We start from the raw sequence: 16524 nt of genomic DNA on the forward strand, positions 1-16524 counted from the left end.
ACCGCGGGTTGCCTGATTCATATCGACAGGGAAGTTGTGATAGACTCAGCAGGTTTCTTGCGAGTTATGCTGAGGTGCACCTGAACACGCCGGCGCAATTGTCATTGCCACTTTATTTGCCTGATGATGAAACCTTTGCCAGTTTTTGGCCGGGGGCGAATTCATCATTATTAGCTGCGCTCAAAGCAGCGCTTGATCAGCAACATGGCGGTTATATTTATTTCTGGTCACGGGAAGGCGGGGGCAGGAGCCACTTGCTGCACGCAGCCTGTACGGAAATATCATCACGTGATGCCGCCGTAGGCTATGTTCCGCTGGATAAACGCACCTGGTTTGTGCCTGAAGTACTGGAAGGTATGGAGCACCTGGCGCTGGTATGCATCGATAATATCGAATGTATTGCCGGGGATGAAGCCTGGGAAATGGCTATTTTCGATCTCTATAACCGGATCCTCGAGACCGGAAAGACCCTGTTACTGATCACCGGTGATCGCCCGCCCAGACAGCTGAACCTGAAATTAGCCGATCTTGCATCGCGTCTTGACTGGGGGCAGATTTACCGGCTACAGCCGTTATCGGATAACGAAAAACTCCAGGCCTTACAGCTGCGATCCGGTTTACGGGGGTTTGAGTTACCAGAAGATGTCGGGCGTTTTCTGCTGAAACGGCTGGACAGGGAAATGAGAACATTATTTGAGACCCTGGATCAGTTGGATCATGCCTCTATCACTGCCCAGCGAAAACTGACAATTCCTTTTGTTAAAGAGACCCTCGGGCTTTAGTCCCCGAGGATTTCCAGCACATTTTCCGGCGGGCGGCCAAGCCTTGCCCGCTCACCGTTGACCACGACAGGTCGCTCAATCAGTTTCGGGTGTTCGGCCATGGCCTGCAGTAATGTATCTTCACTTAAGGCCGGGTCATTTAATCCCGACTGTTTATAGATTTCTTCGCCACGGCGCATCAGCTGGCGGGGATCTGTAAAACCGAGTCTGGTTAGCAGGGATTTAACAGTGGCAATATCGGGCGGATTATCCAGATAGAGAATAATCTCGGGGTCGACCCCGTGTTGCTGTAACAGCTGCAATGTTTCACGGCTTTTCGAGCAACGGGGATTGTGATAGATACGGATGGTCAAAGTAATTACCCTTTCTGATACTGACGGTAGCGTTGTTGCAGCTGACGAAGCTGGTCTATACGGGCATCATAACGTGCCTGTTTCAGGCTGCCAACCGGCACCTGTGCGCTGGCGCTGCTCAGTGCACGGATAGCCTGGTCAAGCTGCCCGTCCAGTGCCAGACCCTGTGCCTGATCGAATAATACCTCATCACTGAGTCCCTGAGCGGCATCTGCCTGGCTCAGTAAATCCCAGCCATTTGGGTCGTCAGGATAGTCCCAGCTATAGCGGTTCAGCAGCTTACTGGCATTCGCTGGCTGCCCTGCCTGTAAATAGGCATTGGCAAGGTTGAGCTGTATCACCGGATTTTTCCGCGGGCTGCCGGCCGCGGTGAGTAAACGTATGGCAGCGGCAGGTTGCTTCAGACCGATATCAATGTCCGTCATAAGGTCGAGAAACCACGGATTAGCTGGCTGGCTTTGCAATAATGGCTGAATAATATTTTTGGCATCCTGAAACTTTTTGGCAGCCATAAACTGTATCGCTCTGCCGTATTTTGCGGCCAGTTGCTGACGGGTATTGCCTTTGGCATAGTTATTCAGTACTTCATCCAGTAATGCGTTACTTCGGCCCTGTGATGTGCCATACATTCCCATAATGCGGACTTTGGCAAAAAAGAAGTCTTGCGAGGAGTGGACGACGACCGGAGGCATTTGGTTCGCCCGATCACGGGCATCGGCCAGACGACTATCAGGTAACGGGTGCGTTAACAGAATTTCCGGGGGTTTCGACGCATAGCGTGACTGGTCGGCCAGTTTCTGCATAAAAGCGGGCATTGCCTGCGGATCAAACCCTGCCCGTTGCAGGACCTGAATACCAATACGGTCAGCTTCTTTTTCGTTATCCTGGGTAAAACTGATAATTCCCTGCTGGGTGCCTGCCAGGGTACCGGTTAATGCTGCCATTCCCGCCTGCGGGCTGGCCATGGCCAGCAGGATTGAGCCAAGTGCCCCGACCCAGGTTAACGGTGCACTGCGCTTTTGTGCTTCCATTGCCCGCGCCAGATGTCGCTGCGTCACATGGGATATTTCGTGTGCCATCACTGAGGCCAGCTGGCTTTCATTATCTGTATAACGAAAAAGCGCCGAATGCAGTACTACATTTCCGCCAAAGAAAGCGAAAGCATTCAGTTCATCATTCTGTATCAGGTAAAAATGAAAGGGAGTTTTGACTGACCAGGCATGAGCGACCAGACGCTGGCCGAGAGTATTAATGTAGTTTGTCAGTAACGGATCATTAATCAGCGGTGCACTGCCGCGTAACTGACGGACATAATAATCGCCCATCTGCAGTTCCTGATTAATCGATAAAGTCGCCCCGGCCGTCGTCCCGATATCCGGCAGCGAATCAGTGATATCAGCAAACGCAGGACAGATACCGCTGCCGGCTGAGGTAATTAATAGCAGAGTTGCTAACGTTTTATTTAACAAATACCTCATCACCTGTCCCTGTTTATCTGATTTGATGTTTTGACCTTTTTCCGGCCCGGAGGTTCGCGTTGTCAGGCAGGCCGTCTGTTAACGGTGTCTGTTGGCAGGCTGAACGGGGCCGGACAGATCACCCGCAGTATAGCAGAGAGTGAAACAGGGACAGAACAGGAGAGTCTTCCGCCGCAGAGTATCTGCGACGGAAAATAACGGCGCAAACGTCAGGCGTTCAGATAGCTGAGTATAACTTCGTGATGATTTGAGGTTTTAAAATCATCAAATACTTTTTCTATTTTTCCATCAGTACCGATCAGGAATGATGTACGGTGGATCCCGTCATAGGTTTTCCCCATAAACTTCTTTTCCCCCCAGATACCAAACTGCTCGCAAACCTGATGATCCTCATCAGATAACAGAGTGAAGTTCAGCAGTTCTTTTTCAGCAAAACGCGACAGTTTTTCCGGTTTGTCGGTGCTGATACCCACAACCTGTACTCCGGCATTATTCAGGGTTGCCATATTATCCCGTAAACCACAGGCCTGCACGGTACATCCCGGGGTCATCGCTTTCGGATAGAAGTAAACCAGTACCCGTTCTCCCCGGAAGTCGGTTAAATTAACCTGTTCTCCGTCCTGGTCTGGCAAGCTAAACATAGGTGCATTATCGCCGGCTTTCAGTGGATTCATCATAACTCTCCGATGGTTATCTTTTGGCCGAATCAGCCAGTGAAAATTAATTTTATCAGACAGCTTTACCTTCGGTAATATTCTGCTGCAGAGCAAGTGCGGAAAATGCTTATTCTTCCCGCGGGTAATACCAGGATACGGATGTTTTTCACTAATGATGACGGCAGATGACTTATTGTGCAGGAGATGTTTCTGACGGGTCACTGTCGAGCATACTGTGTAGCCGTATACTGCCTTGCCCGTTGAGTTCTGTACAGAGCCGGTGAAATGCCTGTTCAAATAAGTAGCGATCATCGCGGGCATCACTGTGGGCCGTCATCTGGATGTTCAGGGTCGGCTGCGAATTTTCACGGCCCGGGGTCGTGCGTGATACCAGTTCAGCAATATTCATCCGGTGCTGGTCCAGCAAATCAGTAAAACGTTCGATAATACTGGGGGAATCCGCGACTTCAACTGTGATCCAGGTGGTTTCCGGACGGGGAGGCTGTGTCTCTACCCGGGTGCGCTTCATCACAATCAGTAACTCAAGTTCCGCCCCTTTCAGGGGTAATGTTGACTCAATAAGTCCGATAGCATCCCAGCTTCCCGACAGCAGCATAATAAAGGTGAATTCATCGCCCAGAATTGCCAGCCGGCTATCATCAATGTTACATCCGCAGCGGCTGACATGACGGGTGATGGTATTGACAATGCCTGGCCTGTCAGCACCGAGAGCGGTGATCACTAAATGATGTTGCGGTGACTGTGGCAAAGTACTCTTTCCTGTTTTTTTCTAATAACTCTAAGGTAAACATAAAAAAAACTGCTGACAAGCTCAGGAAGCGTCTGGCTGGCTTGCTTTTCACATGAAGTAAACCTTACCATGAAGTAATTGCACGTTGAGGGGATCACTCATGTTTACCGGAAGTATTGTTGCGCTGATTACACCAATGGATGATAACGGTGATCTTTGCCGTGAAAGCCTGAAAAAATTAATTGATTATCATGTTGATAGCGGTACTTCTGCCATCGTTTCTGTTGGAACGACCGGGGAGTCGGCGACACTCAGCCATTCTGAGCATGTGGAAGTGGTTAAAGCGACTGTTGAACTGGCCGCAGGACGTATTCCGGTTATTGCCGGTACCGGTACCAATGCAACGGCGGAAGGTATTGCATTAACCCGCAACTTTGAAGACAGCGGTGTGGTCGGTTGTCTGACGGTGGTACCTTACTATAACCGTCCGACTCAGGAAGGTATATATCAGCATTTTAAAGCGATTGCGGAAAGCAGCGAATTGCCACAAATGCTGTATAATGTACCGTCGCGCACCGGATGTGATATGTTGCCCGAAACTGTCGCCCGTTTAGCCGAAATTAAAAATATTATCGGAATAAAAGAAGCGACAGGGAACTTATCCCGTGTGAGTCAGATCCAAGAGCTGGTTGATGATAAGTTTATTTTGCTGAGCGGTGATGACGCCAGTGCCTTAGACTTTATGCAACTGGGAGGCTCGGGCGTTATTTCAGTAACAGCAAACGTTGTCGCCCGTGAAATGGCAGAAGTCTGCCGGCTTGCCGGACAAGGTGAATTTGCTGAAGCCCGGCACCTGAATCAGCGTTTGATGGCCTTACATCACACGTTATTTTGTGAACCCAATCCGATCCCCGTCAAGTGGGCAGCGAAACAGCTGGGGTTGATCGCAAACGACACATTGCGCCTGCCAATGACTCCGTTGACTGCAAAGGCAGTCCCGGCAATCGAAACAGCATTGCGTGATGCAGGTTTGCGATAATTTAGGGAGTTTGAATGGCTTACTCAGTTAAGAGTTCTGCAGTCGCTAAAGCAGCGGGGCTGTCGGTAGTATTATTACTGGCTGCCTGCTCTAACGATCAGAATTACAAGCGGCAAATTAATGGTAATGACGACTATCTGAAAGCCGCCGCATTACATGATCTGAATGTACCCGCCGGAATGATTCTGCCGTTAGAGAATGGACAGTATCAGGTACCTGCCGCACCGGCTGGCGGTGCGACCGGTACTCAGCTGGATATTCGTCCGCCGGCGCAGCCACTGGCATTGCTGAACGGTACCCGTACTCAGCTGAGCGGTAATACTGCGCAACTGATTTTTGATAATCAGCAGCCCGGGCTCTGGTCTCAGTTAATCACTATTCTCGGCAGCCGGCAGGTGAAAATTGCCCAGCGTAATGATGCTGCACAACAGCTGACCACCGACTGGATTAACTGGAACCGTCCGGACGAAGATTACCAGTACCGCGGCCGTTATCAGATTGCCGTACAGCAGCAGAGCTATCAGACGGTATTGAGCGTTCGCTCGCTGGAATTACAGCAGAAAGGTGTGGCTGTGAGTACTTCCGGTGAAATTCAGCGTTATACAACCCAATTGCTGAACGAAATTTCCGGTGAACTGAATGCGCAGGCGATTGCACGTGAAAATGCCGGAAACAGCCGTATCGGTAGTATCGATGTACAAAGCGGTGCTGATGATACCGGATTGCCGAATGTCATTATCCGCGCACCGTATTCTGCTGCATGGCAGCGTCTGCCGGTTGCTCTGTCTCATGTGGGGATGACCATATCAGATAAAGACCGTTCAGATGGCAGTCTGAAAGTCAGCTATAAAGCACCCGGCAGCAGCAGCTGGGATGCTTTAGGCGCGAAAGACCCGGGTCTGAGCAACGGTGACTACAAATTACAGCTGGGTGATTTGGGTAACCGCAGTAGTTTACAGTTCATTGATCCGAAAGGGCATGTGCTGACCCAGTCGCAAAATGATGCAATGGTACCTGTTTTACAGGCGGCGTTTAACAAATAACGCAAAAAAGGCCGGAGATTCTCCGGCCTTTTTGTTTTTAATTTGGCATAATAGTCGCGGTCAGGTAAACGATTGCGTAGCGCAATAGTTCAGGTAAAATCAATCATCATGCGTAAGTTCTTTCATGTTTGGAGTTAACAAGATGCAAAAGCAAGCTGAGTTGTATCGCGGCAAGGCTAAAACAGTATTCAGTACCGATAACCCCGATTTGCTGATACTGGAATTCCGCAATGATACATCAGCAGGAGACGGAGCCAGAATCGAACAGTTTGATCGTAAGGGAATGGTAAATAATAAATTTAACTATTTCATTATGCAGAAACTGCAACAGGCGGGTATCCCGACTCAGATGGAAGCATTGCTTTCAGATACGGAAGCGCTGGTCAGAAAACTGGATATGGTTCCGGTAGAATGCGTGGTGCGTAACCGTGCAGCCGGTTCACTGGTGAAAAGATTAGGGGTGGAAGAGGGGATTGTCCTTAACCCGCCGATCTTTGATCTTTTTCTGAAAGACGATGCGCATCATGATCCCATGATCAATGAATCTTACTGTGAAACTTTTGGCTGGGTCAGCCGGCAGCATCTGGCGCGGATGCGTGAACTGACATATCAGGCCAACGAAGTCCTGAGCCAGCTGTTTGATCAGGCCGGGCTGATTCTGGTCGACTTCAAACTGGAGTTCGGGCTATTTAACGGTGAAGTGGTGCTGGGTGATGAGTTTTCTCCGGATGGCGCACGTCTGTGGGATAAATCAACCATGGCTAAAATGGATAAAGACCGTTTCCGCCAGAGCCTGGGTGGCGTGGTAGAAGCGTACGAAGAAGTGGCCCACCGTCTGGGAGTACCACTGGATTAATTAACAGGGTGCCCCGTCAACGCCGGCATAACAGTGAGTCTGTTATGCCGGCGTTTTTGTTGGTATCAGGGTCAGCCCTGTTGCGGGACAGAGCCTGTGGGGGACTGGTCTTCTGCCGGTAACCCGACTAAAATCTGCATAATGTAATAAAAAATAACAGAGGTTACGGATGCGTTGGCAAGGGCGTCGTGAGAGCGAGAATGTCGAGGACCGGCGGGATCAGTCTTCCGGCAGCAGCGGAACGGGGGGCGGAAACGGTTTCCGTATCCCGCGCGGTAAAAGCGGTATTGTTATTCTGATTGTGGTGGTGGTAGCGGGTTATTATGGTTATGACCTGACACCTTTACTGAGTGGCGGTGGCGGTAGCAGCGTGACGACAGCATCAACTACCGGGCAGACTCATGTGCAGCGTCCGGCTGACGACCAGGCAGCGAAATTCACCTCAGTAGTGCTGGCATCAACGGAGGACACCTGGGGGGAAATTTTCCGTAAGATGGGGAAACATTACGTCAACCCTAAACTGGTGATCTATCGCGGTCATACGTCTACCGGATGCGGTACCGGGCAATCGGTTATGGGGCCGTTCTATTGTCCGGCGGATCAGACGGTCTATATTGACCTCTCTTTTTATGATGAGCTGAAAAATAAACTGGGTGCCGGCGGCGACTTTGCTAATGGTTATGTTATTGCTCATGAAGTGGGACACCATGTTCAGAAACTGCTGGGTATTGAAGAAAAAGTCAGACAGCAACAGCAACACAGCAGCCAGACAGAAGCTAATCGCCTGTCGGTGAAACTCGAACTACAGGCGGATTGTTTTGCCGGTGTCTGGGGACATTCGATGCAACAGCAAAATGTGCTGGAAAACGGTGACCTGCAGCAGGCGCTGAATGCGGCCGAAGCGATTGGTGATGATAAATTACAGCAAGAGAGCCAGGGACGGGTAGTCCCGGACAGCTTTACCCATGGCACTTCTCAGCAGCGTTACAGCTGGTTTAAGCGCGGTTTTGACAGTGGTGACCCCGCCCAGTGTAATACCTTTGCCGCCGGATGACTGACTGGCAAACCAGCAGTGAACAGATGCGGCGGACCGGGATCCGCCGCATCTGTATCATCAGTGGTGACAAAGACTGGGTGACGGGGGCTGCCCGCAGTGTCCGGAATACCCTGACGGGTGACTGGCTGACGGTCAGTGCAGACCTGCCGCCAGACCCACGGGTGGTCCGGCCGTCGGCAGTAAAATCTCTGCTCGGCCGGGAGTATCTTCACGGGATTTTTGATGCCCGTGACGGGTTTCATGCTGAATCTCTGGCGTGTATGGCCGGAACGTTACTGGCTGGCAGCTGGCTGCTGTTATTACTTCCGCCGAAAGCACAATGGATGACCCGAGCCGACCAGGACAGTCTGCGCTGGGCTGATACCACAGCGGCGATTGCTGTTCCCCGCTTTATGAGTCATTTTGCGTCGGTGATTGGCGCGGACAGTGAGATCAGCCATTGGCAGCAACATCAGCCGTTGTCTCTTGCACCACTGAAACCCTCTCCGGACTGGCAGTGCCGTGCGGCACAACAACAGCAGGATATTATTCGCCGGTTGCAGGAAATGGAACAGGGGGTTGCTGTACTGACAGCAGCCCGCGGACGTGGAAAGTCTGCCCTGGCAGGAATGCTGGCCCGCATTTCTCCGGGGACTATTGTCTCCGCTCCGGCAAAAGTCTCAACCGGTGTTTTACAGACGTTTGCCGGTGATAATTTTCGTTTTATAGCCCCGGATGCTTTACTGGCTGATCCGCCAGCAGATGATGGTGGCTGGCTGATTGTTGATGAAGCCGCGGCCATCCCGGCCCCGTTATTACGACAAATGACGAAATGTTTTAGCCGTGTTTTATTATCGACCACGGTACAGGGCTATGAAGGTACCGGCAGAGGATTTCTGCTGAAATTTTGTGCCGGTTTGCCTGAGGTCAGCTTTTTCAGTTTATCTGAGCCTCTGCGCTGGTCGGTACAGGACCCGCTGGAACGCTTTATTGATCAGCTGTTTCTGTTTGATGAGTCCGGCCCTTTACCAGCGGGTGAGCCGGGGGCAATACATAAGCTGTCGCGTGACAGCTGGCTGGCCGATCCCCGCACCGCCCGTGCTTTGTATCAGTTACTGAGCAGTGCCCATTACCGGACAACCCCGCTGGACCTGCGGCGGATGATGGATGCCCCCGGTATGCACTTCTGGCTGGCTGAAGGGGCAACCGCCTTACCGGGGGCTCTGTGGCTGGTGGAGGAAGGAGGGCTGAGTCAGTCTTTGAGTAATGCCGTCTGGGCCGGGTTCCGGCGGCCAAAAGGTAATCTGGTGGCCCAGTCCCTGGCGGCACACGCGGGGTTTCCGCAGGCGGCCAGTATGCGTTCCCGGCGTATCAGCCGGGTCGCGGTCGATTATATGTCCCGGCGTCAGGGGACAGGTAAAGCACTGGTGATGGCGGCCATCGCCAGCACCGGAGAGGACTGTGACTATATCTCGGTCAGTTTTGGTTTTACCACTGAGCTTTGGCAATTCTGGCAGGCCTGCGGTTTTCGTCTGGTCCGGTTTGGTACTCAACCTGAAGCCAGCAGCGGGTGTTATGCAGCGATGGCAATCCGGCCTCTGAGTGCGGCCGGTGAGCAATTAGCAACCGCTGCAGAGCAGCGTCTGTGGCGCGACTGGGAGTACCTTGCGCCGCGCTGGCTGAGTCTTCCCGGGCTGGAAAGACCCTCAGCACCCGCTCAGGGAACAGACTCTGTTGCCGGGGCAGACTGGCAGGAGCTGGCGGGTTTTGCCTGGGGAAGCCGGCCTTATGAAAGTAGTTACCCTGCACTGAGACGTTTACTGTGCAGACTACAGCAATGGCCTGAGACTCTGGCGGCTTGTGCTGATCCGGTAGCGGAGAAACACAGTATAGCCGCGGCTGGCGGGCGTAAAGCCTGGCTGAGGAAACTGCGGGCAGAAGTATCACAGCAGTTAATCATGCAGGATATACAGCAAGCACAAGACTGGCAGCAGCAACTGCAACAGCTCAGACACCCCTGAAAACCGGATAAAAAGCAGACAGGCAGCCGGTTATGGTTGCCTGTCTGTCATTGCCGATGGTTTATTTTTTGGATGGCCAGTCATCATCATCCCACTTATCGTTAAAATCACGGTGCGGGGGTAATTCAGGTTTATTATCCAGATATTTTTTCGGGTCAACCCGTTTAAGGTCTTTATAAACATTCATCAGAAGACCGACCATAAAGAGAATAACAAGTATCCACCAATAGTGTTTTAACCATTCCATAACAGTGACTCCTTCCGCGGTCAGGCAACCAGTTGATCCATAATCCGCTGATACATGCGGCTCAGCAGTTGCAGGTCAGAGGCTTTCACACACTCATTGATTTTATGGATTGTGGCATTGACCGGCCCCAGCTCTACTACCTGGGTACCCATTTTTGCAATAAAGCGGCCATCAGAGGTTCCGCCCGTGGTCAGCAACTGCGGCTTAATTTCATTATAATGCTGAACGGCCTTAACCACCGCATTGACCAGTTTTCCTTGTTTTGTCAGGAAAGGCTGTCCGGAGAGGTTCCATTCCAGTGTGTATCTGAGCTGGTGGCGGGTCAGTAAGGCTTCGACCTGTTCACGGATCATTGTGTCCGTAAGTTCGGTACTGAACCTGAAGTTAAACTGCACAAATAAGTCACCAGGGATGACGTTATTACTGCCAGTACCGGCACTGATATTGGCGATTTGCATGCTGGTTGGCGGGAAAAACTCGTTACCGTTATCCCAGCGGGTGGCAACCAGTTGGTTAAGAGCCGGCATTGCCCGGTGCACCGGGTTATCAGCCAGCTGCGGGTAAGCAACATGCCCCTGCACACCATGAATTGTCAGGTTAGCTGTAATTGAGCCACGGCGACCATTTTTCGCGACATCCCCGACAATTTCAGTACTGGAGGGCTCACCGACCAGACAATATTCGACCTTTTCCTGGCGTGCCATCAGGGTTTCTACGACTTTTACGGTGCCGTTAATCCCGCTGGCCTCTTCGTCAGAAGTGATCAAAAAGGCCAGCCGGCCGCGATGATCAGGATGGCGGGCGACAAAACGTTCGGCGGCAACAACCATTGCTGCCAGAGATCCTTTCATATCTGCCGCGCCACGGCCAAACAGCATGCCGTCACGGATTGTCGGTTCAAAAGGTGGATTAATCCAGTGGCGGGCTTCTCCGGGAGGGACGACATCCGTATGGCCGGCAAACGCCAGTGTTTCGCCTTTACCCCGGGTCGCCCAGAAGTTTTTAGTATCGCCAAAATTCATCGGTTCAATATGAAATCCGATGGCTTTCAGCCGGTCAGTCAGTAATGCCTGACAACCCGCATCCTCAGGGCTGACGGAAGGGCAGCGTATCAGTTGTTGAGTTAATTCAATGACCGGGCAAAACATCCTATAGATTCTCCTGAATAAACGTCAGATATGCTGAAGGGTCAAACCCGGTGAGCATTTTTTGGCTGGCAGTACAAAGTAGCGGACGTTTAATCATGGCCGGATTTTCCAGCATTACCTGCAGAGCACTGTGCTTATCATTCACCGCAGCCCGGGTTTCCTCCGGCAATTTACGCCAGGTGGTTCCGCGGGTATTGAGCAGCGCCTGATAGCCCAGTTCGTCGATAAATGTGGCTAACAGTGCGCTGTCCAGCCCGTCGGTACGATAGTCATGGAAACAGAAATCCACGCCCTGTTGTTCCAGAAAGCGCCGTGCTTTACGGACGGTATCGCAGTTTTTTATTCCATACATCGTCAGCCGGCAAGGGATATCACTGTTTGTCATTGAACACTACTACCTGTCATAAATTGTATTCCCAGCGTCCATAGTGACGCTGATCGTCAACACTCTTGTTGTTCTATATCAGTGATAATGCCGTATTCGCGGGCGCTGGTCTACTCCGCGGGGCGGTTTTGCCCGTGTTGATCAAATAAGGGCCGCCGGCAGTCGCGGAGAGTGAAAAATTCAGCCCTCAGGCCGTGACCAACAGAAAGATAATCCGGACAAAACTTTTTTACTGAAAAAAAAACGCAACAGAGGCAGAATCGGCAACAGACTTGTTGTAAAGGTGTCGCAGAATACCGGTTTACATTTGTGAACAAAAGTCTGAAAGCGACAACAGACTATGTCTGTATCCCATTATATAACATAGGCTTATGCTAAATCACCCCGAAGTTTCACAGAAGGGCCGGTGGTACATTGGTGTGCGGGACTTTACGGCAGACAGGTTTAGCAGGTAGGATTCAGCGCCCGTTTTTTTTCTTATAGCAGAATTTTACGGCTTTGCATGGGATGGAGCAGTACAGCTTTCGTGAGCAAACGCAAACGATTACTTTGCGTCGCGGGCGGTCAGGACAAACAGGAAAAATATGAAACATACAAAAAAAACAGCTGAAGAGTTACGTGCGGCAAAACGCAAATGGCTTAATTCACATGATTCAGGGTATCGTAAAGAGATGGGTAATCGTCATGTTCAGATGATTGCCATTGGTGGTGCTATCGGTACGGGGCTTTTTCTGGGTGCCGGTGCCCGTCTGCAGGCGGCCGGTCCGGCCCTGGCATTGGTCTATCTGGTCTGTGGTATTTTCTCGTTCTTTATTTTACGGGCGCTTGGCGAACTGGTTCTGCACCGGCCATCGAGTGGCAGCTTTGTTTCCTACGCCCGCGAGTTTATGGGGGAGAAAGCCTCTTATGTTGCCGGCTGGATGTATTTCGTTAACTGGGCCATGACGGGGATTGTCGACATTACGGCGGTAGCCTTGTATATGCACTACTGGGGGGCCTTTGGTGATGTGCCACAGTGGGTGATTGCGCTGGGTGCTCTGGCGGTGGTTGGTACCATGAATATGGTCGGCGTAAAATGGTTTGCGGAAATGGAGTTCTGGTTTGCGCTAATTAAAGTGCTGGCCATCGTACTCTTCCTGGTGGTCGGGGTGGTATTTCTCGGCAGCGGTAAACCGCTGGCCGGCGGTCAGCCTGGCTTCCATTTAATTTCTAATAATGGTGGTTTTTTCCCGCACGGATTATTACCGGCGCTGGTACTGGTGCAGGGGGTCGTATTCGCCTTCGCCTCAATTGAACTGGTAGGTACTGCCGCCGGGGAATGTAAAAACCCGAAAATTATGGTACCTAAAGCGATTAACAGTGTGATATGGCGTATTGGCTTATTCTACGTCGGTTCCATTGTGTTACTGGTATTGTTGTTACCGTGGAATGCTTATCAGCCAAGTGAAAGCCCGTTTGTTACTTTCTTCTCAAAACTGGGTCTGCCTTATGTCGGCAGTATCATGAATATTGTGGTACTGAGCGCGGCGTTATCCAGCCTGAACTCAGGTTTATATTCTACCGGCCGTATACTGCGTTCTATGTCTATGGGCGGCTCAGCACCGAAGTTTATGTCTAAAATGAGCCGTCAGCAGGTACCTTATGCGGGGATTCTGGTCACTATCGGGGTATATATTCTGGGGGTCGTGCTGAACTATTATGTGCCTTCACGGGTCTTCGAAATTGTACTGAATGCCGCCTCACTGGGGATTGTCTCCTCCTGGGCATTTATCGTGCTGTGTCAGTTAAAATTACGTAAAGCGATTAAAGAAGGCAAAGCGGAAGAGGTCAGCTTTAAGCTGCCCGGCGCACCGTTCACTTCGTGGCTGACCTTGCTGTTCCTGTTCAGTGTCATTGTGCTGATGGCCTTTGACTATCCTACCGGGACTTATACAGTGGCCTCTATCCCGTTAATTATTATTGTACTGATCCTTGGCTGGTTCGGGGTACGTAAACGGGTTCATGAGATTGCCGAATTGCAGCATGAGCAGGCACATAAAGAGTAATCTTTTTATCCCCTGTAATGACCAAAGCCCTGCAGCGCAGGGCTTTTTATTGTCACCCCTGAACCACTTCCCTGGGAGGTGGTGATTGATTATGTGTTATTAACAGACCGGACAGACCGTATGATGTGTCGCCCCGGTTTCTGCTATTACTCTGCCAGAGTCCGAAGATTCTTATTGAGTGGTGCTGCGACATTACGGATGATGCGTTTTCCTATATCCAGGCCTTTTCTGTGTCCGGCAGCGTTCTTCCGGTATGATTTTTATGCAATTGTCTAAGGTTTTTCTGTCTCTGCTGTTCATTTTTATCGCAGCCAGTTCAGCGGCACAGCCGCTACAGGCAACATTCTCCGACTGGGAGTTAAGCTGCGATAATGCCGGTGACTGTCAGGGACGAAATATTGACCGTGGCGCCGGGCTGGTTGTCAGTTTTTTTCGTCCTTCAGGACAGGGGTCGATCCGCTGGCTGCATATTGATTACCATCCGAAAACTCCTGAGAGGGAGAAAGAACAACAGGTGCTGGCGCAGAGGTTACTGATTGATCACACCGCCTGGCCCTATACCCATGTGCGTAGTGCGCCGGAAACCCTGCAGACAGAACATCCGGAAACGGCACAACAGTTACTGACGGTGCTGAGCCGTGCAGTGCGCCTGAGTGTCACGGATAACCCTTCCCGGGGCCTGTCTCTGACATCTCTCCCCGATTTTCTGAGTAAGGCTGCGCAGATCCAGGCCAGAATCAGCCGCGAGACAACTCCCCGCTTGCCGACACCACAGACACTGGTAGTGACTCCTCCGTACAGGGTGCCGGCACCGTTATCTGACAGTGAAATAAGCTATTTTATGAATTTCGGGATTTCACAAATCAGCCAGCAGACCTGCCCGCTGGCACCTGTGTATCGCCAAATCAAAGTCGCGCCCCTGACAGACCACCAGGTACTGTTACTGGTGAGCTGTGAAACTGCTGCCTATAACACCTTTTATCAGGCCTATCTGGTCAGCAGACAGGCACCGGTATTTGCCCGGCGATTAATGTTTCGCTTACCTTTTTCGCCGCTCTGGCCGACCGGTGCTGATTTTGAATTAACCAATGTCGGATATGATCCTCAGACGGGCATACTGACGACAGCATTGTGGGGCAGACCGCTGGCAGACTGCGGCACTGTCAGCCGCTGGCAGTTTAACGGGCAGCGGTTTGTGTTAACGCGTTTTGCCAGTGAAAGTGTCTGTGACCGCTGGAATTTCTCCCGCAGCTGGCCGGTATTATGGACGACTGATCCCGCAGGGTGACAGGACGCTGCGGGAGCGGACAATTAACGGTGGTTACGCACCAGTTCTGCGATCAGCTGGTTAACACCGTCACTCATCGGGGCAAAATGGCTTGCTGAGGAACGGGCAACCACAATAAATACCCCGATATTATGTTGAGGAGACATGGCGATATAGGTCATAAACCCGCCACCGCCGCCGGTTTTTTCGATAAGTGCCGGTGTATCATCTGTTGCGGCCATATGCAGCCACCCCATTCCGATAGCGTCGGCATGGCCGGCAACATCCATTCCACTGACCCGGGTCAGGGAAGCACGGGAGAAGACCATTTTCTGCAGTTCTCCGGCCAGCGGACTGCGCGGATGTCCGGCAGTGCTTAAAAACTGCTGCATCCAGCGGCCCATATCATCCGGGGTGGAATACACTCCGCCACTGCCGATAGCGGCCAATGTATTATCACAAGGGCTGGCGTTTTGTTCCGGTATCATCAGCCTGGCACATTGATCCGGGGAAGGTGTGAAGGTGGTGTCTTTCATACCCAGCGGACGGGTGATCAGCCTTTGCAATAGTTGCGGGTAAGGCCTTCCGGAAGCATGTGATAAGGCATCTGCCAGTAAATCAAAGCCAAGGTTTGAGTAAGATACCACGCTGCCAGGCGCGTATTTCAGACGGGCGTGGGCAAGCCAGACCCAGCGCTGGCTGCGGACGGGCCAGGTGAAGACCGGACGATGCGGTTTACCGCCCGGCATTTCCCGTGGCAGACCGGCACTGTGTGTTGCCAGGTTAATCAGCCGGATGTTCTGCCCGTGCCAGGCGGGAACCCGGGCACCTTTCGGCGCATATTTTGTTAACGGATCATTGACCCGCACGGTACCGGCATTTGCCAGTTTTACCAGTATTTCTGTTGTCATCAGTTTGCTCAGAGAGGCAATTCTGATCAGCGAGTCTTTCTGCGGGCGGATATGGTTTCCCGGACGGGTTTCTCCGAGACCGGTAAATACCCGCTGGTTACCATCAATTACCACCATTGCCATGCCGCTTGCCCCGCTGCCATAGAATATATGTTCAGCATAACGGTCAGCAATTTGTGATGTCAGTTCAGGAGATGGCGTCATTTTTGCCATACCAGACATTGAATACATTGAAACAATCAGGGCCAGTAGAAAAGAAGAACGTTTTTTCAATCGATAATGTCCGTGGGAATGTAAAACGGATATATTAAAGCGTTTCCGGCCGACGGAAAGGGGGCATAGCTGCTTTTTATGTTTCCTGATATGAGAATCGTTACGCTTTTTAAATCTGTCCCCCCCCGTGACAGGCACCGGAAGGGACAGTGGGGATTACAGCAGGGCGCTGGCTTTAGCCACCACATTGTCAACCGTAAAACCGAACTCAGCAAATAACTGCTCTGCCGGGG

Annotated in this window: 16 protein-coding genes; 8 read left to right on the forward strand and 8 right to left on the reverse strand. The window is 51.6% G+C overall.

Translation table 11 applies throughout. The features are described from left to right. The first annotated feature begins 80 nt into the window (after positions 1 to 80). Positions 81 to 782 carry a DnaA inactivator Hda gene (gene hda / locus JK198_RS15045; RefSeq protein WP_212709280.1) on the forward strand — a complete coding sequence of 234 codons (702 nt, stop codon included), beginning with the start codon at positions 81 to 83 and terminating at the stop codon, positions 780 to 782. On the opposite strand, the gene arsC is transcribed toward hda, so the two are convergent. From arsC to JK198_RS15065, 4 genes are all read right to left on the reverse strand, one after another. Further along, entirely contained in the window at positions 779 to 1141 is a 363-nt protein-coding gene (arsC, locus tag JK198_RS15050; RefSeq protein WP_212709281.1) for an arsenate reductase (glutaredoxin), read from the reverse strand. The genes hda and arsC overlap by 4 nt on opposite strands. Continuing rightward, positions 1141 to 2613 carry a M48 family metallopeptidase gene (locus JK198_RS15055; protein WP_212709265.1) on the reverse strand — a complete coding sequence of 491 codons (1473 nt, stop codon included), beginning with the start codon at positions 2611 to 2613 and terminating at the stop codon, positions 1141 to 1143. The genes arsC and JK198_RS15055 overlap by 1 nt, the downstream gene beginning before the upstream one ends. A gap of 209 nt (positions 2614 to 2822) precedes the next feature. Continuing rightward, a complete protein-coding gene (gene bcp, locus JK198_RS15060; protein WP_212710915.1) occupies positions 2823 to 3287 on the reverse strand; it encodes a thioredoxin-dependent thiol peroxidase in 465 nt (154 codons plus the stop codon). A gap of 172 nt (positions 3288 to 3459) precedes the next feature. Next, entirely contained in the window at positions 3460 to 4038 is a 579-nt protein-coding gene (locus JK198_RS15065) for a glycine cleavage system transcriptional repressor (protein ID WP_212709266.1), read from the reverse strand. Positions 4039 to 4180: 142 nt separating this feature from the next. On the opposite strand from JK198_RS15065, the gene dapA reads away from it, so the two are divergent. The 5 genes from dapA (at position 4181) to JK198_RS15090 (ending at position 10015) form a co-directional block, all read left to right on the forward strand. Beyond that, the gene (gene dapA / locus JK198_RS15070; RefSeq protein ID WP_212709267.1) at positions 4181 to 5059 is read left to right on the forward strand and encodes a 4-hydroxy-tetrahydrodipicolinate synthase; all 879 of its coding nucleotides are present in this window, start codon (positions 4181 to 4183) and stop codon (positions 5057 to 5059) included. Between the two features lie 14 nt (positions 5060 to 5073). Further along, a complete protein-coding gene (bamC, locus tag JK198_RS15075) occupies positions 5074 to 6102 on the forward strand; it encodes an outer membrane protein assembly factor BamC (protein WP_212709268.1) in 1029 nt (342 codons plus the stop codon). 142 nt (positions 6103 to 6244) lie between these two features. Continuing rightward, complete coding sequence (purC, locus tag JK198_RS15080; protein WP_212709269.1) at positions 6245 to 6958, forward strand: phosphoribosylaminoimidazolesuccinocarboxamide synthase; 714 nt, start codon at positions 6245 to 6247, stop codon at positions 6956 to 6958. Positions 6959 to 7127: 169 nt separating this feature from the next. After that, the gene (locus JK198_RS15085) at positions 7128 to 8012 is read left to right on the forward strand and encodes a neutral zinc metallopeptidase (protein ID WP_212710911.1); all 885 of its coding nucleotides are present in this window, start codon (positions 7128 to 7130) and stop codon (positions 8010 to 8012) included. Further along, on the forward strand, positions 8009 to 10015 hold the full coding sequence (locus JK198_RS15090) for a GNAT family N-acetyltransferase (protein WP_212709271.1): 2007 nt from the start codon (positions 8009 to 8011) through the stop codon (positions 10013 to 10015). Before JK198_RS15085 ends, JK198_RS15090 begins: the two co-directional genes overlap by 4 nt. Before the next feature lie 61 nt (positions 10016 to 10076). Here the strand turns inward: JK198_RS15090 and JK198_RS15095 are convergent, their stop codons facing one another. The 3 genes from JK198_RS15095 to JK198_RS15105 are packed head-to-tail and all read right to left on the reverse strand — an operon-like array spanning position 10077 to position 11795. Further along, positions 10077 to 10262: a YpfN family protein gene (locus JK198_RS15095; protein ID WP_212709272.1), complete on the reverse strand. Its 186-nt coding sequence runs from the start codon at positions 10260 to 10262 to the stop codon at positions 10077 to 10079. A gap of 20 nt (positions 10263 to 10282) precedes the next feature. Beyond that, positions 10283 to 11410 (reverse strand): succinyl-diaminopimelate desuccinylase, encoded by a 1128-nt coding sequence (gene dapE, locus JK198_RS15100; protein WP_212709273.1) that lies wholly within the window; start codon positions 11408 to 11410, stop codon positions 10283 to 10285. 1 nt (position 11411) lies between these two features. After that, positions 11412 to 11795 (reverse strand): ArsC family reductase, encoded by a 384-nt coding sequence (locus JK198_RS15105; protein ID WP_212709274.1) that lies wholly within the window; start codon positions 11793 to 11795, stop codon positions 11412 to 11414. 584 nt (positions 11796 to 12379) lie between these two features. Between JK198_RS15105 and ansP the strand changes: the two genes are divergently transcribed. After that, positions 12380 to 13840: an L-asparagine permease gene (gene ansP, locus JK198_RS15110; RefSeq protein WP_212710912.1), complete on the forward strand. Its 1461-nt coding sequence runs from the start codon at positions 12380 to 12382 to the stop codon at positions 13838 to 13840. Positions 13841 to 14102: 262 nt separating this feature from the next. Further along, positions 14103 to 15128, forward strand: coding sequence for a DUF1176 domain-containing protein (locus JK198_RS15115; protein ID WP_212709276.1), 1026 nt, complete (start codon positions 14103 to 14105; stop codon positions 15126 to 15128). A gap of 23 nt (positions 15129 to 15151) precedes the next feature. On the opposite strand, the gene ampH is transcribed toward JK198_RS15115, so the two are convergent. Next, the gene (gene ampH, locus JK198_RS15120) at positions 15152 to 16291 is read right to left on the reverse strand and encodes a D-alanyl-D-alanine-carboxypeptidase/endopeptidase AmpH (protein WP_212710913.1); all 1140 of its coding nucleotides are present in this window, start codon (positions 16289 to 16291) and stop codon (positions 15152 to 15154) included. Positions 16292 to 16524 lie beyond the last annotated feature (233 nt).

Source organism: Tatumella sp. JGM91 (assembly GCF_018257575.1).
GTDB lineage: Bacteria > Pseudomonadota > Gammaproteobacteria > Enterobacterales > Enterobacteriaceae > Tatumella > Tatumella punctata.

Bases quoted from the DNA above. Each gene is read 5' to 3' on its own strand.
- dapA (WP_212709267.1), top strand. From the start codon at position 4,181: ATGTTTACCGGAAGTATTGTTGCGCTGATTACACCAATGGATGATAAC.
- JK198_RS15085 (WP_212710911.1), top strand. From the start codon at position 7,128: ATGCGTTGGCAAGGGCGTCGTGAGAGCGAGAATGTCGAGGACCGGCGG.
- JK198_RS15105 (WP_212709274.1), bottom strand. From the start codon at position 11,795: ATGACAAACAGTGATATCCCTTGCCGGCTGACGATGTATGGAATAAAA.
- purC (WP_212709269.1), top strand. From the start codon at position 6,245: ATGCAAAAGCAAGCTGAGTTGTATCGCGGCAAGGCTAAAACAGTATTC.
- bcp (WP_212710915.1), bottom strand. From the start codon at position 3,287: ATGAATCCACTGAAAGCCGGCGATAATGCACCTATGTTTAGCTTGCCA.
- JK198_RS15090 (WP_212709271.1), top strand. From the start codon at position 8,009: ATGACTGACTGGCAAACCAGCAGTGAACAGATGCGGCGGACCGGGATC.
- bamC (WP_212709268.1), top strand. From the start codon at position 5,074: ATGGCTTACTCAGTTAAGAGTTCTGCAGTCGCTAAAGCAGCGGGGCTG.
- ansP (WP_212710912.1), top strand. From the start codon at position 12,380: ATGAAACATACAAAAAAAACAGCTGAAGAGTTACGTGCGGCAAAACGC.
- JK198_RS15115 (WP_212709276.1), top strand. From the start codon at position 14,103: ATGCAATTGTCTAAGGTTTTTCTGTCTCTGCTGTTCATTTTTATCGCA.
- dapE (WP_212709273.1), bottom strand. From the start codon at position 11,410: ATGTTTTGCCCGGTCATTGAATTAACTCAACAACTGATACGCTGCCCT.
- JK198_RS15055 (WP_212709265.1), bottom strand. From the start codon at position 2,613: ATGAGGTATTTGTTAAATAAAACGTTAGCAACTCTGCTATTAATTACC.
- JK198_RS15095 (WP_212709272.1), bottom strand. From the start codon at position 10,262: ATGGAATGGTTAAAACACTATTGGTGGATACTTGTTATTCTCTTTATG.